This is a genomic window from Metallumcola ferriviriculae (genome assembly GCF_035573695.1).
In the GTDB taxonomy this organism is placed as follows: Bacteria; Bacillota; JADQBR01; order JADQBR01; family JADQBR01; genus Metallumcola; species Metallumcola ferriviriculae.
The window spans coordinates 1454453-1478703 of sequence record NZ_CP121694.1 but is presented as its reverse complement, the minus strand read 5'-3'; the positions used below and the strand labels follow the sequence as shown (position 1 = coordinate 1478703).

Annotated in this window: 18 protein-coding genes; 3 read left to right on the top strand and 15 right to left on the bottom strand. The window is 45.8% G+C overall.

Features of this window, described 5'->3' with window-relative positions; translation table 11 throughout:
* Nucleotides 1-14: 14 nt before the first annotated feature.
* The 14 genes from MFMK1_RS07330 to MFMK1_RS07265 all read right to left on the bottom strand — a co-directional run bounded on the left by MFMK1_RS07330 (nucleotide 15) and on the right by MFMK1_RS07265 (nucleotide 20581).
* Nucleotides 15-1019 (bottom strand): BtrH N-terminal domain-containing protein, encoded by a 1005-nt coding sequence (locus tag MFMK1_RS07330; protein WP_366924467.1) that lies wholly within the window; start codon nucleotides 1017-1019, stop codon nucleotides 15-17.
* A 143-nt stretch (nucleotides 1020-1162) separates the two neighbouring features.
* Entirely contained in the window at nucleotides 1163-2782 is a 1620-nt protein-coding gene (locus MFMK1_RS07325; RefSeq protein ID WP_366924466.1) for a long-chain-fatty-acid--CoA ligase, read from the bottom strand.
* Nucleotides 2783-2848: 66 nt separating this feature from the next.
* Nucleotides 2849-3718 carry a 3-hydroxyacyl-CoA dehydrogenase family protein gene (locus tag MFMK1_RS07320; RefSeq protein ID WP_366924465.1) on the bottom strand — a complete coding sequence of 290 codons (870 nt, stop codon included), beginning with the start codon at nucleotides 3716-3718 and terminating at the stop codon, nucleotides 2849-2851.
* Between the two features lie 23 nt (nucleotides 3719-3741).
* A complete protein-coding gene (locus tag MFMK1_RS07315; RefSeq protein WP_366924901.1) occupies nucleotides 3742-4926 on the bottom strand; it encodes a thiolase family protein in 1185 nt (394 codons plus the stop codon).
* Nucleotides 4927-5006: 80 nt separating this feature from the next.
* Nucleotides 5007-7136 carry a sigma 54-interacting transcriptional regulator gene (locus MFMK1_RS07310; RefSeq protein WP_366924464.1) on the bottom strand — a complete coding sequence of 710 codons (2130 nt, stop codon included), beginning with the start codon at nucleotides 7134-7136 and terminating at the stop codon, nucleotides 5007-5009.
* 350 nt (nucleotides 7137-7486) lie between these two features.
* Nucleotides 7487-8014, bottom strand: a complete 528-nt coding sequence (locus tag MFMK1_RS07305; RefSeq protein ID WP_366924463.1) for a gamma carbonic anhydrase family protein — start codon at nucleotides 8012-8014, stop codon at nucleotides 7487-7489.
* Between the two features lie 164 nt (nucleotides 8015-8178).
* Nucleotides 8179-9714, bottom strand: coding sequence for an acyl-CoA carboxylase subunit beta (locus MFMK1_RS07300; protein ID WP_366924462.1), 1536 nt, complete (start codon nucleotides 9712-9714; stop codon nucleotides 8179-8181).
* 93 nt (nucleotides 9715-9807) lie between these two features.
* Nucleotides 9808-11466 carry a long-chain-fatty-acid--CoA ligase gene (locus tag MFMK1_RS07295; protein WP_366924461.1) on the bottom strand — a complete coding sequence of 553 codons (1659 nt, stop codon included), beginning with the start codon at nucleotides 11464-11466 and terminating at the stop codon, nucleotides 9808-9810.
* Nucleotides 11467-11872: 406 nt separating this feature from the next.
* Complete coding sequence (locus tag MFMK1_RS07290) at nucleotides 11873-12763, bottom strand: MBL fold metallo-hydrolase (RefSeq protein ID WP_366924460.1); 891 nt, start codon at nucleotides 12761-12763, stop codon at nucleotides 11873-11875.
* A gap of 518 nt (nucleotides 12764-13281) precedes the next feature.
* A complete protein-coding gene (locus MFMK1_RS07285) occupies nucleotides 13282-14568 on the bottom strand; it encodes an IS110 family RNA-guided transposase (RefSeq protein WP_366921713.1) in 1287 nt (428 codons plus the stop codon).
* A 143-nt stretch (nucleotides 14569-14711) separates the two neighbouring features.
* Nucleotides 14712-17549: an AAA family ATPase gene (locus MFMK1_RS07280; RefSeq protein ID WP_366924459.1), complete on the bottom strand. Its 2838-nt coding sequence runs from the start codon at nucleotides 17547-17549 to the stop codon at nucleotides 14712-14714.
* Complete coding sequence (locus MFMK1_RS07275) at nucleotides 17546-18898, bottom strand: metallophosphoesterase family protein (protein ID WP_366924458.1); 1353 nt, start codon at nucleotides 18896-18898, stop codon at nucleotides 17546-17548. The genes MFMK1_RS07280 and MFMK1_RS07275 overlap by 4 nt, the downstream gene beginning before the upstream one ends.
* Before the next feature lie 206 nt (nucleotides 18899-19104).
* Nucleotides 19105-19764 (bottom strand): amino acid ABC transporter permease, encoded by a 660-nt coding sequence (locus MFMK1_RS07270; protein WP_366924457.1) that lies wholly within the window; start codon nucleotides 19762-19764, stop codon nucleotides 19105-19107.
* Nucleotides 19751-20581 (bottom strand): transporter substrate-binding domain-containing protein, encoded by an 831-nt coding sequence (locus MFMK1_RS07265; protein ID WP_366924456.1) that lies wholly within the window; start codon nucleotides 20579-20581, stop codon nucleotides 19751-19753. The genes MFMK1_RS07270 and MFMK1_RS07265 overlap by 14 nt, the downstream gene beginning before the upstream one ends.
* Nucleotides 20582-20892: 311 nt before the next feature.
* Between MFMK1_RS07265 and MFMK1_RS07260 the strand changes: the two genes are divergently transcribed.
* From MFMK1_RS07260 to MFMK1_RS07250, 3 genes are all read left to right on the top strand, one after another.
* Complete coding sequence (locus MFMK1_RS07260) at nucleotides 20893-21903, top strand: ABC transporter substrate-binding protein (RefSeq protein WP_366924455.1); 1011 nt, start codon at nucleotides 20893-20895, stop codon at nucleotides 21901-21903.
* 114 nt (nucleotides 21904-22017) lie between these two features.
* Nucleotides 22018-22749 (top strand): ABC transporter ATP-binding protein, encoded by a 732-nt coding sequence (locus MFMK1_RS07255; RefSeq protein WP_428846302.1) that lies wholly within the window; start codon nucleotides 22018-22020, stop codon nucleotides 22747-22749.
* Nucleotides 22730-23605: an ABC transporter permease gene (locus MFMK1_RS07250; RefSeq protein ID WP_366924453.1), complete on the top strand. Its 876-nt coding sequence runs from the start codon at nucleotides 22730-22732 to the stop codon at nucleotides 23603-23605. The genes MFMK1_RS07255 and MFMK1_RS07250 overlap by 20 nt, the downstream gene beginning before the upstream one ends.
* Before the next feature lie 174 nt (nucleotides 23606-23779).
* Here the strand turns inward: MFMK1_RS07250 and MFMK1_RS07245 are convergent, their stop codons facing one another.
* Nucleotides 23780-24217, bottom strand: coding sequence for a single-stranded DNA-binding protein (locus tag MFMK1_RS07245; RefSeq protein ID WP_366924452.1), 438 nt, complete (start codon nucleotides 24215-24217; stop codon nucleotides 23780-23782).
* Nucleotides 24218-24251: the final 34 nt, after the last annotated feature.

The window sequence follows — 24251 nt, the reverse complement described above, 5'->3', positions numbered from 1 at the left end:
CAGTTTGACCTGGCCTACTCCAAGCCGGATAGATTTTCACATATGTGAGAAAGTCTTAGGTAGAAGTCCTTTTCCCGGCTGCAGACATTGCGGCTTAAAGCGATCGCATTTTCAAGTTGTTTAGCAGTGAATGATTCGCTCAGTTCTTTAAAAACATAGGCCAATTCTGTCCAGAGAGCGGCAATCTCCTTCATTTCCGCCGCAGCATCATCAAGCGTTGACCCCGGGAAATATTGGTGGGCTTCTTCAAGGAAACTGCTGTAAATTAATCTAAAATTACCACCGCCCGTGCCCCGTTTTTCAATTACTTGATAACTGAAACGCAGACACCAATCTAAGTCGGCTGCCTCTTTCGACCAATTCTTTAAATCCTTAACAAAGTGCTGCATTCCCGTCAATCCTACTATTGGCTGCGATGGATGCTGCATCTGCTTATACTGCCTCATTAAAGCTGTAACAATCGCTGATTCAATGCTGGCTATCTCTACCTTAGGGAATGGCTGCCAATAGTTTTGGATACTTACCGGCAGTGCCACCGAATTCATCGCCTTTTCCAGCGACGCCAATGAAGCGGTCTGCCATCCTTCACGGTCCGTATCTCCTAAAAATACCGTTTCATGCTCTTCATCATATCCGGCCAGTACTACGCAATGACCGGCAAAGTGAGTGCTGCTCCCATAATATTCTAAGTAATATATGTCTGTCAGCAGTAGAATTGGCACATCATTATCAAGATATTTTTTCATTTCCGGCCACGGAAACTCTTTTTGAACCTCCCAAGTAAACGGCATGCCAATATTTTGGAAAAATTGTGGTGCTATCCATTCTGCCCGCCCGGCCATACACCTACTAGGCGATACCTTGTCATCCTTCCAATAAGTAAAACCCAACCCGCTGGCTAGGCCAAAACACATGGCCTCGGACAATTCATGCCCGTGAAAATTCACGATATCCCTCACTGATGTAGAACAACAGTGTACCCCGGGATAATGTTTTAATCCTTCAACCATCTTCTTCATTTATATTCCTCCTCCAGTGTCACTGCCTTAATTGATAAATCAGGGGCCAATGTTCATGACCCCTGACAAAGACTTTCCTTATTCATATGCAATTCATATGCACTGTAAAATAAATCAGACTTCCCCTGAGGCATTAATCGATTTTATTTAGCCTCGGAATAAAGTTCGGTAAGCTTTCGCCGTAAAATCTTGCCAACGGTTGTCTTAGGCAGTTCTGCCATCACCACTACTTTTCGCGGCGCTTTATATGCTGCCATCCGTTCCCGGCAAAACTTAATTACTTCTTTCTCATCAAGTTCAGTTCCGGCTTTAGGTACTACAAAAGCACATACCGTCTCGCCTCGATATTCATCAGGCACCCCGGCTACAGCCGCTTCCGCCACATTTGGGTGCTCATACAAAACCTCTTCAACCTCACGAGGGTAGATATTATAACCGCCGGCAATAATCATCTCTTTCTTTCTGTCCACGATAAAAAAGTATCCTTCATCGTCCATTTTGGCGATATCACCGGTAAAAAGCCATCCATTTCGAAGAGTAGACGCCGTCTCTTCGTCCATATTCCAGTAACCCTTCATTACCTGGGGCCCTTTGATAATAAGCTCCCCTTCTTGCCCAGGTTCTAATTCCTTCTCGCCGGTATCGATGTCCACAATTTTACAGTAGGTATCAGGCATAGGCACACCAATACTGCCTACCTTTACGGTTTTACCCAAAGGATTACAATGAGTCACCGGTGAAGATTCAGACAAGCCAAACCCTTCTAAAATCTTGGCGCCTGTAATATTTTGAAACTTTTGCTGAACTTCAACCGGCATGGCTGAGCCGCCTGTTATACATATTCTTATAGACGAAAGATCAAAGTCCTTTAATTTGGGGTGCTGCAGCAGAGCCGTATACATAGTTGGTACACCGTTAAAAATAGTCGGTCGATATGCTTCAATAAGTTTAAGCACTTCCTCGGGCTCAAATCTCGGAACAAGAATTAATGTTCCCGCCATTAAAAGGGTTGTATTCATGGAAGTGGACATGCCGTAGGAGTGAAATAAGGGCAATACCACCAGGCTTTTCTCTGCACCCATGGTGGCATCATGAGTCCAAGTTTTAACCATATAGGCATCAGACATGACATTCATATGGGTCAGCATAGCCCCTTTGGATACACCAGTTGTTCCACCGGTATACTGAAAAACAGCCACATCCTCAAGGTCCACGTCCACTTCAGGAGGCTGGTTCTTCGTGCCGGCCAAAAGTTGTTCAAAACGTTCAATATTATCCCCCTGTGCCGGAACTTCTTGTCCGAGGCTGAATAAGATGACATTCTTCAGGTTAGTTTTACCTCGAACTGCTGCAACTGTTGGATAAAGTGCATCATAAACTATCATGGACTCAGCGCCTGAATCCTTCAGCTGGTGCTCCACTTCCCTTTGGGTATACATCGGGTTGGTCTGCACTACTACGGCACCAATTTTTAAAATTGCATAGTAACTAATTACATATTGCGGGCAGTTTGGAGCCATCACAGCCACCCGGTCGCCCTTTGTTATCCCTATATCCGTCAATGCGGTGGCAAACCTGCCCACCTGCTCACTAAATTCACGATAGCTGGCCTTTTTCCCCGCAAAAACATAGGCATCAACATCACTGTACTGCTCTGCTAGCTCATCTATCAACTGGGGCAGCGTTTTTTTCGGATATTCCAAGTTAAAATCAACCTGCTCCGGATACGATTTATACCATAGTTGTTCTTGATTTGTTGACATATTATTACCCCTCCCTAAAAAATTATTACCCAAGGGGAGGTTCGCTCCCCCCAGGCTTAGAATTACCTACTTATTGTATTCATAAAAACCTTTACCGGTCTTTTTTCCCCATTCTTTACGTACATATTTTTCCACTATTGTGGGACTGGGCATATCCTTGCGCTCTCCGGTCTCCAAAAAACGCTCCATAGAAATATGATAGGAAAGGTCCACTCCGGTTAAGTCCATCAGTTTAAAGGGTCCCATGGGATGACCCAGCGCATTTTCTACCGCCATGTCAATATCCTGGGCGCTGGCAATTCCTTGGTCCAATAAATATAGCGATTCCCGAGTAAGAGATGCAAGAAGATAGTTCACAAGAAAACCGTAAATTTCCTTTTTCAGCAATACCGGCTTTTTCTCCATGCGGCGTGCTAATTCCATCGTCACATCAGCTGTCTCCTGAGAAACATGCGGGCCTTTGACCACTTCTACCAATTTCATTACCAAGGCAGGATTAAAGAAATGCATATTCACGACCTTATCCGGTCTGTTAACAGAGCCGGCGATTTTAGAGCTGACGATGAAGGAACTGTTAGTGGCTAAAATAGTGTCGGGCTTACAAATGTTGTCCAACTGAGAAAAGATATTAAGTTTTAAGTCCATTTTTTCTGTAGCGGCCTCGATAACAAAGTCCGCATCTCTTGCCGCCTCTTCAAGACTACTGGAGAAGGATATGTTCTCTCGAGCACTTTTAGCCTGTTCTTCAGTTAATTTACCTTTTGCCACTCGACCGGGCAGATACTTGTCAGCAAATGCTTCAGCTTTTTTTAATTGCTCGTCGGATACATCGGTGCAAATAACCTTATAACCTGACAATGCCCCGCGCAGCGCTATTTGATGTCCCATGTTACCTGCGCCGATGACGCAAATTTGCTTGATGTCGTTAATGTTCATTACAATTTCCCCCTTGATATTACTTATTTATTTTCTATAATAGTGGCGACCCCTTGGCCGCCGCCACAACACGCGGTAATCAGTGCATACCTGCCATTCTTTCGTTTTAGTTCGTAAATAGCTTTGATTACTAAAATGGCTAAAGAACCGGCTATAGGATGACCCAGTGCAATGGCACCGCCGTTAGGATTGAACTTTTCTTCATCCTGCCAATCTATCCCAAGTTCGCGGCAGCAGGCAATGGCCTGAGAAGCAAAAGCTTCATTCAGCTCTATCACATCCATATCCTCTACGGACAATCCTGTCTGCTGGAATACTTTTTCCACTGCCGGCACAGGTCCAATTCCCATAATATTGGGGTCAACACCGGCGTAGGCAAACCCTTTGACCGATACCAGTGGATTAAGACCTAATTCCCGGGCCTTTTCTTCCTCTACCACTACCACTGCACCGGCGCCATCATTAATTCCTGATGAGTTGCCTGCGGTAACCGTACCATCTTGTTTAAATACCGGTCTAAGCTTTGCAATCTGTTCTTTGGTAATACCAAGCCGCGGGTGCTCATCTTTGCTAAATATCACCGAATCCCCTTTTCTTTGCGGAATAGCTACCGGTACTATCTGTTCCACAAAACGGTCTTCTTCGATTGCCCGCTGGGCTTTAACTTGACTCAAATACGCTAATTCATCCTGTTCTTCGCGGCTTACCTGCCATCTTTCAGCCACATTTTCGGCGGTAATTCCCATGGGCGGGTCACCGATCTCTTTGGGTGCCAGCGGCCGTAAAGGTATCCAATTAGGGGCCACCCGCTGGTAAGCCTTTGTTGGCTTTTCCAACAGATACGGCTGTCTGGTCATGCTTTCCACACCACCGGCGACATAAATATCCCCGGCCCCGCCCTTGATTAATGCTGCCGCCATATTAATGGCAGTGGATCCGGAACCGCACTGGCGATCAATACTTAAGCCGGGCACACTTTGAGGTAATCCCGCCTTTAAAAGTGCCATCCTGGCCATACAACCTACCGAACCCAGCACATGACCGAAAACCACCTCGTCAATCATTTGCTGATCGGTCAAGCCGCTGCGTTTCACTGCCTCCCTTATTACCAAAGCCGCATAGTTTTCCGGCGGTACATCCTTTAGAGCACCGTTTTCCTTGCCAATAGCTGTTCGAGCAGCGCTAACAATCACTGCTTCTCTCATAATACCCCTCCTAATGCAAGACTCTGCCTGCAAATACTATATGTTGGACTTAATTAAGTACTCTCTAAGGCACATTCAAACAATCAATTAGTCAGAGCAATACTGTGTTTGTTGGCCTTACGCACTACCGTAGAATGGTCCACACCTAAGACCTGCGCTACCTTTCGAGTAGTACGGTAAACCCCTAACGCTCTTACCAGCAATTCTTTCTCCAATATTGCCGAAGCATCCCGTAGCGGCAGTATGCCATTAACGGTAATTGGCTTATGAATACCGTCAATGTCTGCAGATTCCAAGATCTTAAGGAAACTTTGAGGCAGGCAATGTACTTCAATCATTTCTCCCTCAGTCATTACCACTAACCGCTCCACCATATTTTCCAGTTCCCGCACATTTCCCTGCCAGGCATAGCCCTCGAATAGTTCCAATACCCTGGCAGAAAAGTGTTTATCAAATCCATACCGGTCGTTATACTTTTTCAAAAAGTGAACAGCCAGAGGTATGATATCCTCCCGACGCTGGCGCAGTGCAGGGATAAATATGGGTACAACATTTAAACGGTAATATAAGTCCTTTCGGAATTTATTTTCCTTTACTAGCTTACTCAAGTCTTGGTTGGTGGCAGCTATTACCCGCACGTCTAATTTAATAGACTTCACACCACCTACCCGTACAATCTCGTGCTCCTGCAATACCCGAAGCAGTTTTACCTGCAGCGACTGGGGCATTTCGCTAATTTCATCCAACAAAATAGTGCCCCCGTTAGCTACCTCAAACATACCTATTTTGCCGTTTTTACCAGCACCGGTAAAAGATCCTTTTTCGTAGCCGAATAGTTCCGATTCCAACAGTTCATGGGGAATTGCACCACAGTTAATTCTAGCAAACGGCGCATCGGCGCGAGTATTGTTTTTCTGGATTACCTTAGCAATAATCTCCTTGCCAACACCGGTTTCCCCGGTGAGCAATACGGTTGAATCTACTCGGGCTACCCGAGCGGCTAAATCCAGGACATTCTGCATTTCCTTTGATTTACTTATCACACCCTCTATATTTAACTGACGCGCTCTTAATTCTTTTAATTCGATATGGTAACGAGCTGAAACCGCTTTGGTCTCCGCTAATTCCCTGCGAAGCTGGTCAAGCTCTGACAAATTACGGATATTACAAACAACCCGCAATACATTACCGTCCTCGTCTATAATGGGGTTGGCAGTAACCATCAATTCTTTTCCGGTTCTGACCTGCTGCTTAATGGTGACGGGCTCTTTCCTTTGTAAGGCCAATAGGCTTGCTGAATGTGATATAGTACCGTCGGACTCCAGTTCCTGCATATTCTTACCAATGTTTGAATTAAGTTCTTCTCTGGAAACACCGCTAATTCTCTCATAACTGCTGCTCACCCGAAGCAGCCGCCCGTTACCGTCAGTAACCACCAAGCCGTCATAAGAAGATTCCACAATCCCTTCCAACTCTTTCACAAGCTCGTTAACACCATCTAGTTGAGTGGACACCTGATCTAGGTGTGAAATATCCCTAATAATCTCTACCGCGCCCAAAAGACCTTGTTTATCATTATCAAGAAGCGGCATCCAATCGCGGAGCACTTTCTTTCCGTTAATCGTCTCTTTAACGTTATACCGTGACTCACCCCTCCTGAGACAGTCTGATAGAAAATCATCGGCAAGAATACTCCGGGCATCCTGACCTAATGCATCATCGATGTCAATGCCCAGCATTCTTTCCGCCGGCTTATTAAAAAGCGCTATTGTCCCTTTAGTATCCACTACAATGACTGCGTCAGGCAAAGAATTAAGTACTGTCTGAAGTTGGCTGTTATATAACCAGCATTGTTCTCCGGAAATTGCTAAAATGTCTGACTTTCTTAAGAAACCCATCAACTGTCCTTGTGCATTTACTACCCAAGTGCTTTCCACAGGTGCATTCTTTAATGCATCTGTGTCACTATCCACCGAAATGGTGCGAAAAGAGCGGTTCATGTACTTAGTTACTCTTTCATGCATATCTGCGGTGGCTAGGAAGGCTTTGATGAAGCTGTTCATTTCTAAAATGCCCACCAACCGCTCAGATCCGTCAACCACAGCCGCCCTTTTCAAATCCTTTTGTCTAAAAGCCAATGCTGCTTCCGTCATAGTGGTTTCTGTTGAAATTTTGGTGACATTCTCTGTCATGACATGAGTGATTTTTAACATTTTATTTCCTCCCAGCTTAATAGCCCTAAGCCACCACCGGCAAGTTTCCGTACACTAACATTGGGGGCCAATCCTCTATCCCCGCCAGATACTGAAATTTCATCTTCTTAGCTTCCATATCATACTGACCCATGATTGCTATCCGTTCATGATAGGCGAACCGCCGCCATGAACACCGGCTGCCTGCATTACCTCGAAACCTCCCTTCTCTCCGGTCAGAATATTTTGAATTATATGGTTAAGTTTATTGCAAGATTGCTGCCAAAGACTTTATTCAGGTAATTCTAACTTCCTCACGGGAAATGCTGGTGCGTTATCGCAATTTCGGTGCATCTTTGCACCACGGAAATTTAGCTGTTTATTTTCCCTATTCCCTGTTTGAGATAGTCATTCGCCAGGTCGACATATGTTTTAGCGCTGGCCTCCACCCACCATAACGATTCTCCAGATAGTTCCTTTTTAGGCTTTGCGGGAGCACCGGCAGCCAGATAACGGTCAGGTATCTTAGACCCCGTGGCCACAACACTTCCAGCAGCAATCATTGCCTGCTCGCCTACCTCAGCGTTGTCCAAAATTACGACATTCATTCCAATAATGCTTCCTTCTCGGACAACACAGTTGTGCAATACCGCACCATGAGCCACCGTCACATTTTCTTCCACTACCGTCTGCCCTTTGGGCAGTACGTGGACCACAGCATTATCCTGAATACTGCTATTGGCACCAATAATAATCCCGCCGAAGTCGCCACGCAATTGTGCACCAAACCAGATGCTTGCTCCTTCTTCCACGGTTACATCACCAATTAATGTAGCATTGGGTGCTACAAATGCACCTTTGGCCACCTTAGGTTTTTTACCGTTAAACTCAATTAACATCTGATTACCTCCCTGAAATTGCAAAAGTTCCGCCAACAATATCTTTATTTGGCCATACGGTTAAATAGTACAACCCTCGGTAAAAAGTCCCCAGCAGAAGCTAGGGACTTCTTTAGCACCAAAAAAGTTACCTGGATAGCACTGTCACAACTGCCTCTGAAACATTAAAAGCCGGTAGGCCAATTGGCCAAGCGGCGTTCACTTCTGACCCCTTTATCACAGGCGAATGCCAAGCTGCGACAGAGAAAACTTCGAGTATCCCTTGGGTCAATCACATCATCAATTAAGTGCTTGGCTGCGGCCTTGTACGGTGAACTGTCAAAGCTCCATTTTCTCAGCAGGTCCTGTCTTTTCTCCTTCCGGTCTGAAGCTTCTGCCAACTGCCGACCGTAAACCACATTGATGCCTACTTCCGGGCCGGTAAAATTAATTTCTGCCGTGGGCCAAGCTACTACGAAATCAGCTCCCATAGAAGGGCCGCACATATTCCCATAGGCAGCGCCGATACTTTTTCGAATGACAACCGATATTTTTGGTACTGTGGAATGTGCCAATGCCTGATTCCAGACCATGATCTTAGTTGGCATCTTTGCCCGTTCCGCCTGGACGCTAATTCTAAAGCCGGGAGTATCATGAAGAAATACCATCGGGATATTGTAAGAATCACAAAGACAGATAAAGTCTATCGCTTTATCACATTCGTCAGGCCCGCTTGCTCCGGCAGAAAACATCGGTTGATTGGCCACTATGCCAACCACCCTGCCGTTTATCCGCGCCAAACAGGTGATCAATGCTCTACCATAAAGACCTTTATATTCGAAATACTCACCGTCATCCACTATCAGCCTTACCAGCTCTTTCATATCATAGGTGCGTCTTCCTTCCCCAGGCACCACGTCAATTACTTGGTCAATTCGACGCTCGGGGTCATCGGCTGTACTTTTAAAAGGCGGTTCTTCCTGATAGTTCGATGGCAGATAACTAAAGAAATCCTTCATATGCTGCACACATTCTTCCTCATCGTCAGCAAAAATATCGACCTGCCCGGTTGTATTAGCGTGTAATTTCCAACCGCCCAGTTCCTCAGGGGACACTTCTTCCCCGGTAGCCATTTCTAGCATTCTTGGGCCAGCCACCGCCATACAGGTCCCTTTTACTTGAGCCACAAAATCAGAGGAAACTGAAATCCACGTAGGGCCGCCATAACTATCGCCTAAAACACCAGTGATGGTCGGCACCTGCCGAGAATGAGCCAGCATTTCGCTGGGAAATAGCTTGTCGCTGATACCGTCCGACCCCATACCATCAGGCATACGCAGTCCCCCTCCCTCAGTGAGGTTGAACATGGGCAGTCCCCTTTTTAATGCATAATGATGTATTGCCCTGGATTTTCGGATGTGTACGGTCCCTTCAGTAGCGGCAAACACTGTCTTATCTGCGGCCTGAACCACTGCCGGCCGCCCTTGAACCTTTGCCAGTCCGGCGATTATACCGTCCCCGGCACTTTTGTCCTCCGCCCCGGTCATGTCGGAATGATTTAACATCCCCAGCTCCAAAAAACTGCCCGGGTCCACCAGCAGATCTATCCTTTCCCGCGCCGTATAATAACCCTTGCGATGCTGGCTTGCAATTTTTTCCGCACCACCGTTAAGCTTGGCTTTTTCTTTACGCCGAAGCAAATCATTGATTTTTTCCTGCATCAGCTACCCCCCAAACATGTATTAAGATGACTTCTTCTCTTCCTGTTCCTTGAGTAAACGGCGAAGCACCTTACCAGAACTGGTAGCTTCCTTTTAGGCAAATTCCTTTTTTGCTTCAGTCTCCATTTGCCGCCATAAGATTTTACCCGATGCACTTTTTGGTAAAGAATCCACGAACCTCACCTGTCGGGGATATTTATAAGCAGACATGCGTTGTTTGGACCAGTTGATGATATCCTCTTTGGTCACTTGTCCCCGGGATGCTTCCTTTAACACCACATATGCCCGTACTTCCTCCACCCGTTTAGTGTCAGGCACTCCTACCACGCAGGCCTCCAAAATGTGTGGGTTTTTGTAAAGATGATTTTCCACCTCTGCCGGCCAAACCTTAAAACCCGCCGCATTAATCATGCGCTTCGTACGGTCAACAATGAAGAAATATCCCTCCTCATCCATATAGCAGACGTCACCTGTTTTGAAAAAAGCTTTGCCTTCAATTTCCATGAAAGCATTTTCGTTGTCTTCCGGGCGATTCCAATAGCCCTTGAATACTTCAGGCCCGCTAATAATCAATTCACCTTCTTTGCCAGGCGGTACTTCCTTTCCACTGTCCACATCGATTATTCTGGCATCCACACCAAAATCAGGGATACCGATACACTGTAGCTTAGGTCTGTGGGGTGGGTTGAAATGGGTCTGGGAGATAGTCTCCGTAAGCCCGTAACCTTCCACATACTTTAATCCGGTCAATTGTTCCAACTTTTCTCCTACTGCTCTAGGTAGAGGTGCTCCTCCACCACCTATACCCATCAGCGAACTCAAATCACGCTGTTCAATATCTGGTGCGGCCAATAAATCAACCAACATAGTAGATATATTCACCCAATGTGTGCAGCGCATTTGTTCAATGGCCTGAAGGGCAGTCTTCCGGTCCCATCGTGCCAGCATGATAATGGTTGATCCCGCATAAAGCGGTGAAAGAAGGCTGTGTATTAATCCCGTAACATGGAAAAAAGGCAGTACCGCTAATGTCACAGTGGCAGAAGTATGTACCATCCAATAATAAGCACTGACTGTATTGCTAATCACCGTCGCGTGGGTATGCATACAGCCCTTGGGGTTTCCTGTTGACCCTGATGTATACGGCAGCATACAAAGGTCTTCCGGTCCTACTTCAACCAGAGGTGCCGGCAGTTCTTTAGAAATCAATTCCTGCAATTTCTTTACCCCTTCAATCACGGGGTAATCCGCTAATAGGGAACTGGGTACCGGCAGTGAGGCTTTTTCCGGTAGATAATCCTGATATTGAGAAACAATTACTTCCTTAAGAGCAGTATTCGGTTTGATATTCAGTATTCTGGGCATCAAATCTGCAGTAGTAATTACAATCTCACTGCCGCTGTCTTTAACTAGAAACTCTAGTTCTGCTTCTACTAGCATTGGATTTAGCGGCACTACTACGGCATTCGCCCGCATAATTGCATAATAACTGATAACAAACTGGGGCGTGTCCTGCATATAAACTGCTACCCGGCTTCCTTTACTGACGCCCATTTCCGCCAATGCACCTGCCAGGTGAAGGATACTTTCCTGCAGTTGGCTATAGCTGATTTCCCGGCCATAAAAATTAATAGCAGTCTTATCTGGATAAAATCGAGCCGATGTTTCTAGCAGTACAAAAAGCGGCACCTGTGGATAATACAGTTCTTTTGGCAGCAGCTGCGGCCAATGTTGATAATATGGTTTAGTCATATTCTCACCATCCTTTATGTTATTCTTAATTCGCTTCCCCGATGTCACGTCAGCATAGCTTAACACTTAAGCGCACGACTACTAATCAGAATATTTTTAAAATTCACGACCTAGTACCACCTTATTAGTCGTGCTCTGCCCTACTGTGTTTCTTATTGTGCATTTCTTTAAATGCAATTTCGCTGCCAACCGGAAATAGCGCCACCGTTCTGTATAAGTTAGTTTGAATGGGGCGATATTAGCGGGGAAGAAACTCTGCCGGGAAATAAGCGGTGTGTTTCAGCAATAACCGGTGCAGATCCACACCAAAATAAACTTTAACGAGCTATAGATTTCCCCGGTTACCACCGTAATAAAAATAAGCCCCAGGCTTGAACCCGAAGCTCATTAAGACTTTGAATTGTTATCAGCAGGTATAATACAAATCCCCATCTACAGTTACCTCTTTGAATCGGAGTAAGCGCTGAAGGTGCTTCTGCAGCATTCCCTTTTCAAAAAGCCGAAAAATTTCCCCGGGCGCAGGCATACGCCGGTAAATCAGTCCCTGTCCTACCAGGTCATCCAGACTAGATGGTTTTTCTGCAAGAAACTGGATAATATCATCCTCACGGCGGTCAATAACCCGGATATACTTTGTCAGTTTCTCCATAATGTTTTCTGTTACCGGTTTGCCATGACCGGGCACCAGCAATTTGGGCCTTAATTCTATAATCTTATCCACCGAATGGATAAAATCATCAATATCACTAACCTCATCGCCGTACCACGGTCCAAAAGGACCGGCATCAACATCTGCTGCGTAGAGTATCTCTCTGTCAACTTCATAGAAACAGCAGTGTCCGGCAGTATGGCCAGGGGTATGCACTACTGTTACTCTAGCGCCTTTTCCAAAATCAAGCTCCTCACCATCGGTGAATGCCCTAGCTACGGGCGAATGTGGATATTTGCCCAACGGTGATGCCTCTTCAATTGCCATCAAACCTTCGTTGCCCGGCAATTGATAATTCCTAAATTCCTTATACCTGCGCCTATCAGCAACCGCCGGCGCATCGCCAATATGTACCCAGCGCTGTGAATCCTTAAATAAATAAGCATCACGGCCATGATCCGGATGAAAATGAGATAATATTAATGTTTCAATTCCCTGCTCCGCTATATCCTTTAGTATATTTACCCCGGCACCGGCATCTACCAATGCCCGGGTTTCTCCGGTAATCAGCAATGAGTTAGAATACGGAAAACCGCCGGTATTCTCTCCAAAAATAAGTTGTAAGCCGTCAGTCAGTTTGATAACCATCCCTCCCTCTATAATCTTTAAATTTCTTCGTTTTTCTCCCTCATTCTTAGAAATTCATTCTTTCAAAAATGAGCTTGTTCCGCAAAGCAGGCCTCTAAATTACAGATATTCAAATATATGGAATATAAGGGTTGCCACTTATTACACTACGTCCTTGTTTTCCATATTTTGGCCATCGGAATCCACGTTTCTCACGGGGGCGCACCCTCCCATGTCTCGCTGGCTCGTAGCCTAAATTCCTTCGTTCAGCCTGCCCATGAGGTGGACGTCAGCCATGCTCCTTTGCTGGGTCTATGCCCTATGGATATTATTTCTGCTGACTTATCCGGCTCACTTTTATCAATGTCTTTCCTAATCATAAGATTGAAAACGAATAGTTTATACTTATCCATCGCACCGCTTAACTACCCTAACCAGCTGCCATGAAAGGTTGTCAAGGGTCCGCGTAGCGGAGACGTAGTCCTTGCCCTTGATAAGCTTTCTTGGCTGCGGTACACTCTCCTTGGCGGTGCAGTCTTTTATGCTGCTTGTGTCATTACTTTTGGTCTTTTAATGTCCGAAAGTAGTTTTTCGGGACTGTATTCTACGCCTTGGGTCAGCAAAGCATAGATTACTCTAATCAATTTCCCGCATAATACTATGAGTGATTGTTTCTTTCTCAGTGGATTTACGGGCCTTGTTGTGTAGTACTTATGAATCTCTTTGAACTCTTTATTCTTTGCGACCAATGGCAGTATTGCCCTGAAGAGTAATGACCTTAATCGCTTCCTGCCTCGCTTACTAATTGTACTTTGGCCTTTATGCTTGCCGGAGCTGTTTTCTCGTACGTTAAGTCCTGCAAGCTTTATGATTTGCTTTGGGTGGTTAAAACGGGATAAATCACCAGCCTCCGCAATGAAACCGGCTGCGGTTATGACCCCTACACCTTTTATCTGCAAAACTTTATCCATTCCAGGGATCAGGGACGCTAATGTCTCTAATTTCTGTTCTGTCATCTCCAACATGTTGCGTATTGCCTGATATTCCTGAAGCATGCACTCAAGTTCGTATTTTGCCATCTCTAGCCCAGCTTGTATTCCTACTGTTTCTTCTGCCATCTTTACAAGTGCTTCTGCTTTTTTAATACCTACTGCGCGTTTCACTTTCTCTCTCCAGGCCGCTAGTATCTTTTCTGCGCCAAGTTCTACTATCTCTGTTGGTGTGGGGAATTTCTCTAGTGTCATCAATGCAGCCTTGCCTTCCCAACTCTTAAATACTTGGGTAAACTCGGGAAAGTAAATGTCAAGCCATCTTTGTACGCGGTTCTTTATGGCCCACTTCTTTTGCAATTGGTTTTCCCTAATTTCATAGGCTTTTCTCATTTCTGCATAATGACCTTTGGGAAAGTATGGTATCAGATATCTCCCATCTTTCACCAGCATCGCTATGGTTCTTGGGTCTTTCCGGTCGTTTTTACTGGGCGTGTTATCATCCATTTCTTTTGACTGCTTAACGTGATACGGGTTTACTTGCACTACCATCATCTGATTGCTATCTGCATCGGCTGCAAAGGTGAACCAGTAATGTCCTGTGGGTTCCATACCCACGATAATTTTGTTTTTGCCCTCATCCCTGGCAATCTTTTCTGCCCACTCTCTAAACTGCCTAAACCCTCTTCTGTCTGCTCGAAAACTAATGACTTTGCTCAGTTCTATCCCTCGCCAATCAAATGCTCTGGCATAGTGCTTGCTCTTTGCAATGTCCACTCCAATCACTAAGGTGTTTTCGGTCACTTGCGAAATCTTGAAATTTTGGTTATACTTCATTTTGGAGTACCTCCTTTGCGAATTAAGGGTCATCGACCGGTGACACCTAGTATATTAGCAGGAGGTACTTCTTTTTTCAAAGATCATTTTTTTTGATTACAGGAATGCTCCTTAAAAAGTCAAATCTATGCTACGCGCACCAATTACTGCAGCGCCGATTTTATTGCCGCCGAATCATGATACGGCCCTGAAAGTCTACCTTGTTCTAATGCCCAAAACTGGGGCGCTGCCGCCTCAACCATCAGTTTGTCTATCAGCTGCGGGTGGCAGGTCAGTACAAACACTTGATGAGTGTTACTCAACTCAACAATCATGCGCACTACCTTGCTGCAGTGCACAGGGTCAAAATTAACAAAGGAATCATCAAAAATAACCGGCAGGGGTGGCTTTATTTCCTGAATCCGACTTAACCGTACTGCTAGGAATAGCTGTTCTCTTGTTGCCCGGCTAAGAGCGCCTACACCCAGATGCTCGCCCGACCTAGCCATTGCTGCCCGGAAATCGAGAGATTTTAAATCCTCCGGAGGTAAAATAGTATCGTAATCACCGCCGGTGACCCTGCGGAATATTTCCCCGGCCCCTTGAAAAATAGACCCCTGAGAATCTTCCATTAGCCTTCCCTTTAATTTCGTCGTCATCAGTTCCGCCAAACGCAGTACTGCATATTTCTCAGCCAGTGGTTCTAAGCCACCCTTAGCCATATCTATCTTTTGCCTTGCCGTCCTAAACTTTTCATCAGAGGCCAGGCGCTGTATCTCATTCTCTAAGCTTGTCTGTTCCTTTGTGGTCCGCAGATACTCGGCATCCACCTGTTGAAGCGCTTCTACAGCTTCTTCGTATGCTTCTGCAGCTTGACGGTGAGAAATAAACTCATTTAACGAATGCCCGAAAGCGGTAATAATATCTGTATCACCTTCTGTAAAGAGATTTTTTCCCCGGGTAGTACCCAGCATCGTAGTTAGAGTATTTAAGATGTTTCTATAATCAAGCTGCTCCTGTTGTAACACTTGGCAACGCTGAGCACGCTCTAAAAAGTTTTCCAATCTTTCCTCTACATTTTTATCCGCGTCGCCGAGCGGGTCCTGCTCCAGCAACCGGTGTAGACGCTGCTCTTGTTCAACCTTTTTAGATTTTGCCTCTTCAACCTGTCGCGCCAACCGTAGATAGTAGTTGGCCCGGTCGGCAAGGTCAAGAATATAATTGCCGTTGGATATTAACTCCTTATCGCCGGTATCTAATCCCAGGGAATCTAAAGTAGACACAATTTCTGTCAGTATTTCAAACAAGGCTCTTTCTTCTTTAATCAAATTGTTACCCCTTTCCTGCCAACGCCCATAGGATCTTTTTAAATCCCGTAGACGATAACAGAAATCCGGTAAATAGTGATAGGCCACACTATCCGGCAAGCCCAATTTCTGCCGTATTTCCATCAGTGCATCGCCTATTAAGTTTATATCCTGCTCTATTGCACTTATTCTATCATTCAGAAGTTCACACTGTTTTTCTAGCTCCGCAGTTTCATTCTTAGTATCCTTTATCTCCCTCAGCTGCTGATTTATAGCACCGCTGCGCTGTTGATAATAAATGTATACCGCCATTCCACCAACCAAGCCCATAACCATGGCAACAGAAGGAGTAATTAACAATGATATCGCCAATGTCATCACTAAATCAGCAGCAGTCAGCAGCATCACCTGCTTTAAGACGCCTTCCGATGACCTCGACTGAAGCCCTTTAATCTTTTGAGCCTGTTCTAACCGCAGTTTGAGCTGGCCAAGCTCCCGACGCAGGCTATCAGCCTCCCCTTCTTTCTCCTGGTACGCTTCCACTTGACTTTGCAGCTCACTTTCATTCACCCGGTCTACCTCTAGCTGGGCAAGTTCCGTCAGCTGCCAATTAGCGTTTAACTCGCTGATAGCTTCTTCAAGCTGCTTTTTTTCCCCGCTGTTTTCCGCCCGACCGCGTTTAAGAGCTGTTATTCTCTCCCGCCATCCGGAAAGCTTTAACTGAAATTCATCCAGTTTCGCTCCCGAGTTTAACAGCGCTATTTGTAGAGCTTCCCGGTCATTAGTAAATCCCGCTGCTAAAGTCAAATCTTTTTTAGCCTTTTCCAATGCTGCCTGAGCCTCTTCGTATTCTCGATAGAGCTCCGCTGCCCGCTGTTCAGCATTTGCAGGAAAGTTCTCCAACAATTGTTGATGCTCATGCTGCGACAGTCCTTTTTCTAATTCCTGCATCCGCCGGTAATGCTGAAAATGTTCTTTAATAACTTCCAACCGGTCCACTTTGTTCTGAAGCACCTTCTTGTCATTCACTAAACATGGCATGTTGTTGTTTATTTCTATCAAGCGGTCTTTTTGTCGATAGAACGATTCCAACTCCTTACGTGCTTCCTGCAGTTCATCCTGCCCCTCACTGACTTTACCTCCGTAAGGACCAAATTGCTTGACATGAATTTTGCCGTGTTTGCCGCCAATAACGTTATATTCCTTCTCCAGGCCGGCCCGTATCTGCTCTAAGCGAAGGATATCACTCCAGCCGCCGCCCAGCAGCAGCACCTGTAAATTTTCCAACTCCCGGTCAGCCAAACCCTCCGGCACCTGCTTTAATTCGTCTAAACTGATAGAAAAAACCTGACGGTAAGTAAAAGCATCGATTTCACCATACAACTGTGGCAAATCCCTTGAATTATTGCGCCCCAACGGCCTTATATCGGGGCTTCCATGTCCCTTCAGACTGATGTTATACGAAAAACTATCCGCTGTCTCCACATCCGCTTCCACGCGATGCTGTGTGACAAAACTAGGCAGCCCCGCCCCTTGACGGGGGAAACCGTAAGCAAGATAACGCAGGGCCGTGGCAATGGTTGTCTTGCCTGCCCGGTTAGGGCCGGCAATTACCACTGGCGATCCGGCTATACCCTCCATGGCTTGATTACGTAAAATACCAAAATCTTCAAAATATAGGCGGTTTATCTTCATTGACCGCCACGCCCTTCCAGAATTTTTTCAATCACCATATCCCGGGCGCGGCTCAATAATTGCTGCAGACGTTCATTATCAAGCGGGAATGCCTCATTTTGGCTGTATTCGTGGTCTTTTTCCCAATACCAGATTTGTCCCATAGCCCGTACTGCCTCTTCTTGCTTAATCGAGTCCCTTTCCATCTCCTGGCTTATCTCGCTCAATGATCTAATAATTGTATCCTCCCGCATCAGCGCTTCTAAATTAGGCAGCGGTGGTGCGGTATGGATTTTAACGCTTTCTGTCCAAACGAATGGCGACCCGTTGCCCAGCAGCTCTCTAAGCCTGCTTTCCAGGACACCGACAGCTTCTTCTTCCTCACCGGATAATGTCTGATGTAGTTCACCGCGTCCACTAATCAGCCAGCGCACCACATAACCCTCCACCGTAGATGTTTCTCCATCTGCTAAAGGCAAACCATCAGGCGGCTGCACTCCCTGTTCCAAAATTTCATGTCCCTTTGACAAGATCAGTTCCAGCAAATCATCTATATTACGCAGCGCCATTCCCGGGCCATCTATCGGTACGGATATGGTTTGCCAAACTACCGGTGCCGTGGGGATAAATGACACTTGAAGCAAGTTTCCCGGTTCGGCTTCCACCATTAAGCAACCGCCCAGGCCCGGTTCCCCCACATCCCTTCCTTGGGGGATACCTGGGTAAGCCACCAACGGTTCCTGCCGGTGCATTATCCCAGTTCGGTGGATATGCCCTAAGGCCCAATAATTGATATTATCCCTGCTTTTCAAATCTGACAGGGAACAAGGTACATACATGTTGCTGCCTGGATTGAGTCCAGTATGCAGCATGCCAATGTTTACCACATCATTATCCGGTGGATTAAAGACTTGGTACATCTTACGGGACTCAGACGCAGTCCGGTAAGACTGGCCCATTATTCTCGCGATAGTCAAACCGCCTTCACCGAGCACCTCACTTGTTTCCACTTCAGCAAAACCAAAAACCTTTACATTTTCCGGAAGGTCTACAAATTCTCGACTACTGCCCAGTGGGTCATGGTTACCATGTATAATGTACACAGGTATGTCCTCATCAGCCAGACGCTTTAGCTGCTCCGCTAAAAACTGGTTAGCAAAAACTGACCGAGTTTCCTGGTCATAAATATCCCCGGAAAGCAGCAGGAAATCCACCCGGCAGCGCAGCACCGCATCAACAATTCTTTTAAAAGCTGTATAGACCGCCTCCTGAAGAATGCTTCTGGGTCCTGGAAAGACCTGACCCACATTCCGTAAAGGGCTGCCCATATGTAAGTCCGCGCTATGAATAAACCGTACCTTCCTGGCCACAACACTCTCCTCCTCGAAATTTTCTCTACCACCATTTCCACATCCGCCAGCGAATCACCTTCCCGACTTGTCTTATCTATAACCAGACAAGAAGAAAAGCGATTTCATTGCCTTTGGCGGTCTTAAGTTAATCGCGTTTTTGCAGCGGGCAAAAGCAGAACAAAAGCATAAAAAAAGCCGCGAACGCGGCAATAAAAATTCTTATATTAAGGTATGGATAACCTCTGTTCCAACCACTCCTGCACTCGTCCCATAGCAATCACCACTATCCAATAAAAGAGTGCGAGTGCCATGAAATAAGGCATGAAAATGAACTTTGCGGCACTTTGCTCCGTGACGATACGAGTAATTTCTCCTACCATAACTACCGATGCCAAGGACGATGATTTGAGAATATCAATAAAACTGTTCCATAAAGGAGGAATTGATATCCTTACCGCCTGGGGTAGAATAACATGCCAAAAGGTATGAAGGTAGTTCATGCCTAGTGAGAAAGCTGCTTCCCACTGACCTTTCTTGATTGATAGAATAGTGGCACGAAATGTTTCCGAAATATATGCTCCAAAGTGAAGAATTAAACCCAAATATGCAGCAGGCAATGGGTCTAATACAATATTGTAGCTGGTTAAACCATAATAAAACAGCAGCAGTTGAACCAATAATGGGGTGCCGCGGAAAAATGATACATAAAACCTAGCTACCCCCTTTATCAGCCGGAATTTTGAAATGCGCATTAAGGCGACCAATAAGCCTAAAACCAAGGCTCCTACCATGGAACCAAGGCTTAAATATAATGTGACATAAGCTCCCTGTACCAAAATAGGCAGGGAGCTTATTACATATTGCCATTCACTACTTACTGACATCTTCACCAAACCATTTCTGAGAAATTTCTGCTAAAGTACCGTCGGCACGCATTTCCTCCAGCGCCAGATTAACAGCGTCAACCAATTCTTCTGAACCTTTTCTAAAAGTGAAAGCCATTTCCGAACGATTAAAAGGCTCACCGGCAACTTTGAGGTTTTGGTTTGGATGATTCATAATGTATTCCATTACAAACAGACGGTCGTTAAGTGCGGCGTCAACTCTCTTGGCAGCCAGGTCAGCCAGATATTCGTTGGCTCCCGGATAAAAGGCCATTTCCCCACCTGCTTCTTCGGCAATTTCGGCGTAATTACTACCCTGACTAGCGCCAACTTTTTTACCGGCAAGGTCTTCCACACTGCTGATATCATCAGTATCCTTGTGTACAATCAGTTGGGCTCCAGAAACGGTGTAAGGCTCGGAAAAGTCGTACTTTTTCTTCCTGTCTTCATTAATGCCAACCTGGTTGGCAATTAGATCAAACCTTTTAGAATCAAGGCCCGCAAACACGGCTTTCCACTCGGTGGGCACAAACTCAGCTTCCACACCAATGCGCTTGGCTACTTCCGTAATTACTTCGACGTCGTACCCCGTAATGTTGCCGCTCTCATCCATAAAAGTGAATGGGGGGTATGTCCCTTCCGTACCCACTTTAATGGTTCCACGTTCCTTGATATTGTCCAGTAAAGTGGCTGCATTCTGGGTACCATCGTCCTTGGGTTCCTTATCCGGCGCAGACTGCTCCTGACCACCCTGGCCGCAACCTACGGCGAGCACCAGCACCAACATCAACGCTATTAATATTGTAAACTTCTTCATAAAATTACCCTCCCTATTACCAAGTATGTTGATTGGTTTTTTATTATAGTTTAATTCCGTGACGCTGTCAACGGTATAAATACGAGAAAAGAAAAGCGATACTGCCTTCCGCGCAGCTGGCCATAAAATTCTTCTGCTTTTTCCATAAGACCAATTTCCTTTGTCAAATTAATTCCTCCTTTTAATCATTATATTAGTCCGGCGAATGATTATCAAATAAAACACATAACATCATGTTTTTCACCTTTTGACTCGCAATGAATATATTATGAGGGCAAGAAAAATTTCTAAAATTTTTGGAGGTTGATACTGTGTCTAAATTGATTCGGTTTTTGTTGGTAGCTGGCATTATTGCCGCCTTGCTGGTGTCCGCAGGCTGCGGCCAAGGGGCTGACACCGGTCAGGAAAGCACTAAGGTACGCCTTGCTGAAGTCACACATTCTATTTTCTACGCACCCCAGTATGTCGCCTTGACTCAAGGCATATTTGAAAAGCATGGGCTAGACGTGGAACTGGCAGCTGCATTTGGCGGCGACAAAACCATGACTGCGCTGCTAAGTGACAGTGCCGATGTCATCCTAATGGGTTCGGAAGCAACCATGTATGTAGCCAATCAAGATGCTAACGATTTAGCAGTTAACTTCGCTCAGTTGACCCAAAGAGACGGTTCCTTCTTGGTGTCTCGGCAGCCCATCGAAAACTTTTCCTGGGATATGCTGAAGGGCAAGGTACTGCTGGGTCAACGTAAAGGCGGCATGCCGGAAATGGTCAGTGAATATGTGCAGTACTTAAACGGGCTGGAGCCCCACAAAGATGTGGAAATCATTCAAAACGTGGAATTCCAAAACTTAGGCCCCGCTTTTGCTTCCGGCACCGGGGATTTTGTACAGTTGTTTGAACCGGTAGCATCGGCTATGGAGATTGCAGGAAAAGGTTATGTAATTGCCTCTATGGGTAAAGAAAGCGGTAAGCTTCCTTACACTGTGTACATCACCAAGGAAAGTATCATCGACGACCAACCAGAAACCATTCAAAAGTTTACCGATGCCGTCTACGAAGCCCAACAGTGGGTGAATTCCCATTCCATCGCAGAAATCGCTGATGCAATTCAGCCTCATTTTAGTGACACTGACCGGGAAACCATGTTAATGGTATTAAATCGTTACAAAGAGCAGGATACTTGGGCCACTGACCCCATCTTGGATGAGGAAGAATATCACAACCTAGAAGCGGTAATGGAATATGCCGGAGAATTAACTAATAAAGTACCCTATGAAAAAGTTGTTAATACCGAATTTGCCAGAAAAGCCATGAATAAATAACCGCCCGACCAAGCAATTATACCTTACCCAAAGCATAATCTGATGGTAGGAGGTGTAGTTGTGGAAGCGAGAGAGGTAATCAAATTCTCAGAAGTCTGCAAGACCTATGTCACCATGGAAGGAGAAACGGAAGCATTAAAAAATGTCTCATTCTCCATAAAAGAAGGAGAATTCGTCGCCATTCTAGGTCCCAGCGGCTGCGGCAAGACCACAATTCTGTCACTACTGGCGGGACTATTCCCCCCTACAACTGGCTCTCTCAGCATTTTGGGTAAGGAAATAACATCACCTTCCCGTAAGGTTGGCTATATGCTGCAGCAGGATTATCTGCTGAAATGGCGCACCATTGAGCAGAATATTATGCTGGGCTTGGAAATACGCAGGCAGTTAAATAAAGAAAGTCAGCGATATGCCCTGGAAATGCTGGACGAAATGGAACTCTCAAATTACAAAGACCATTACCCCAATCAACTATCCGGAGGGATGCGGCAGAGGGTAGCGCTGGTGCGCACCCTCGCCGCCAAGCCCTTTATTTTACTTTTAGATGAGCCATTTTCCGCTTTGGATTATACTACTCGGTTACGCTTGGAGGACCTAGTATTAGACACCTTACGCCGCAGACAAAAGACGGCAATACTGGTCACCCACGATATAGCAGAGGCAATTGCCATGGCTGACCGTATCATTGTTATGGCAAGCAGTCCGGGCCGTATAAAAAATATAATAGAAATTCCAGTACCACTGCGCGATCCGCTACCATTCGCTTCAAGAGATGTACCGCATTTCCAAAAATATTTCCAGGCCATTTGGAAGGAGATGAATGAGCATGAACAAGAGAACGGATAAATGCAGCTCCTCATCTCTCCAAGGAAATAACAACTTACTTCAGCGCCTACTAACCCGTGGCGCCAAGTCCACCGCCCATGCGGAATTTTTAAAGAAGTATCGGGTTGAACAATTGTTGGTCCGGCTCACTCAGTTGGCAATTCTTATAGCGTTTGTTGGGTTCTGGGAAGTAGGGGCAAGCCAAGGGTGGATTGACCCGCTCTTATTTAGTAAGCCCTCAAAGATATGGGTAACGTTTTATAAAATGCTAATGACCGGCCAACTGCATCAGCATATCATAGTCACAGTAACTGAGACCTTTGCCGGCTTCATCTTGGGTACCCTTTCCGGCACCCTTCTCGCCATTATTATCTGGTGGTCACCTTTTCTGTCCAAAGTATTAGACCCATATCTTGTGATACTCAATGGCATGCCTAAAGTGGCTTTAGGGCCGACATTTATCGTAGCATTTGGTGGCGGCTACGGCGGAATTCTGGCCATGGCCGTGGCCATCTCCATAATTATTACCACCATTGTAGTTTACAGCAGCTTTAAGGAAGTGGATAGTAATCTCATTAGGTTAGCCCGTTCTTTCGGAGCGGTAAAGAAACAGATATTCAGTAAAATCGTCCTCCCGGCCTCTTTCCCAACTATCGTTTCAACTTTGAAGGTTAACGTGGGTTTAGCCTGGGTGGGTGTTATCGTAGGTGAATTCCTGGTATCGAAACAAGGCCTTGGCTATCTAATCATTTACGGCTTCCAGGTATTTAACCTGACACTGGTGTTTGTCAGTCTTTTCATCATTGCTATTTGTGCTACTCTTATGTATCAAGCAGTATCATATTTTGAAAGCAGAATCTTAAAAAACAGAGAGTGACTATGAGCCGCATTACCCGGCGTGCGGTTTTCCTGCCCCGTGGCGATTAGTGCGCAGGCTCAACAGCTTAACAAAGCTATAAAAATCGCATTATATATTAGCTCAGCTTCTGAACAAAAAGTACCCGCGCAGCTTGCAACAAGCCCGCGGGTTTTTCTTATTTATTAATTCGTTTTAGAAAGGTACATCATCCGGCGGGACCTGCTGTCCCCAGTCGGGTTCATCATTGGACTTCTGCTCCCCCGGGCCTTGCTGCTGGTTCTGTTGGTTTTGCTGGTTCTGTTGGCCATCTTTAGGCCAATCCAAGAAACGTACATTTTCACCTACAACCTCAGTCATAATCTTATTCTGACCTTCCTGGTCTTGATAAGAACGTACCTGAATTCTTCCTTCTACTGCAACCAATCGTCCTTTACCAAGGTTATTTGCACATACCTCAGCAAGCTTTCTCCAGGTGACCACACGAATAAAATCTGCCTCACGTTCCCCGCTATTGCTGGTAAAGGGGCGGTCCACCGCTAAAGTAAACGTTGCCAATGCCACTCCGCTTTGGGTATACCTCAATTCCGGGTCCCGAGTTAGTCTGCCGATGAGAATTACCTTGTTAAGCATCTAATTACCTCCTGTTCAAAATTTACTTTCCGTA

Excerpts from the sequence above, each read along its gene's own strand:
- MFMK1_RS07330 (WP_366924467.1), bottom strand. The coding sequence starts at position 1,019 with ATGAAGAAGATGGTTGAAGGATTAAAACATTATCCCGGGGTACACTGT.
- MFMK1_RS07325 (WP_366924466.1), bottom strand. The coding sequence starts at position 2,782 with ATGTCAACAAATCAAGAACAACTATGGTATAAATCGTATCCGGAGCAG.
- MFMK1_RS07320 (WP_366924465.1), bottom strand. The coding sequence starts at position 3,718 with ATGAACATTAACGACATCAAGCAAATTTGCGTCATCGGCGCAGGTAAC.
- MFMK1_RS07310 (WP_366924464.1), bottom strand. The coding sequence starts at position 7,136 with ATGTTAAAAATCACTCATGTCATGACAGAGAATGTCACCAAAATTTCA.
- MFMK1_RS07305 (WP_366924463.1), bottom strand. The coding sequence starts at position 8,014 with ATGTTAATTGAGTTTAACGGTAAAAAACCTAAGGTGGCCAAAGGTGCA.
- MFMK1_RS07300 (WP_366924462.1), bottom strand. The coding sequence starts at position 9,714 with ATGCAGGAAAAAATCAATGATTTGCTTCGGCGTAAAGAAAAAGCCAAG.
- MFMK1_RS07295 (WP_366924461.1), bottom strand. The coding sequence starts at position 11,466 with ATGACTAAACCATATTATCAACATTGGCCGCAGCTGCTGCCAAAAGAA.
- MFMK1_RS07290 (WP_366924460.1), bottom strand. The coding sequence starts at position 12,763 with ATGGTTATCAAACTGACTGACGGCTTACAACTTATTTTTGGAGAGAAT.
- MFMK1_RS07285 (WP_366921713.1), bottom strand. The coding sequence starts at position 14,568 with ATGAAGTATAACCAAAATTTCAAGATTTCGCAAGTGACCGAAAACACC.
- MFMK1_RS07280 (WP_366924459.1), bottom strand. The coding sequence starts at position 17,549 with ATGAAGATAAACCGCCTATATTTTGAAGATTTTGGTATTTTACGTAAT.
- MFMK1_RS07270 (WP_366924457.1), bottom strand. The coding sequence starts at position 19,764 with ATGTCAGTAAGTAGTGAATGGCAATATGTAATAAGCTCCCTGCCTATT.
- MFMK1_RS07265 (WP_366924456.1), bottom strand. The coding sequence starts at position 20,581 with ATGAAGAAGTTTACAATATTAATAGCGTTGATGTTGGTGCTGGTGCTC.
- MFMK1_RS07255 (WP_428846302.1), top strand. The coding sequence starts at position 22,018 with ATGGAAGGAGAAACGGAAGCATTAAAAAATGTCTCATTCTCCATAAAA.
- MFMK1_RS07250 (WP_366924453.1), top strand. The coding sequence starts at position 22,730 with ATGAACAAGAGAACGGATAAATGCAGCTCCTCATCTCTCCAAGGAAAT.
- MFMK1_RS07245 (WP_366924452.1), bottom strand. The coding sequence starts at position 24,217 with ATGCTTAACAAGGTAATTCTCATCGGCAGACTAACTCGGGACCCGGAA.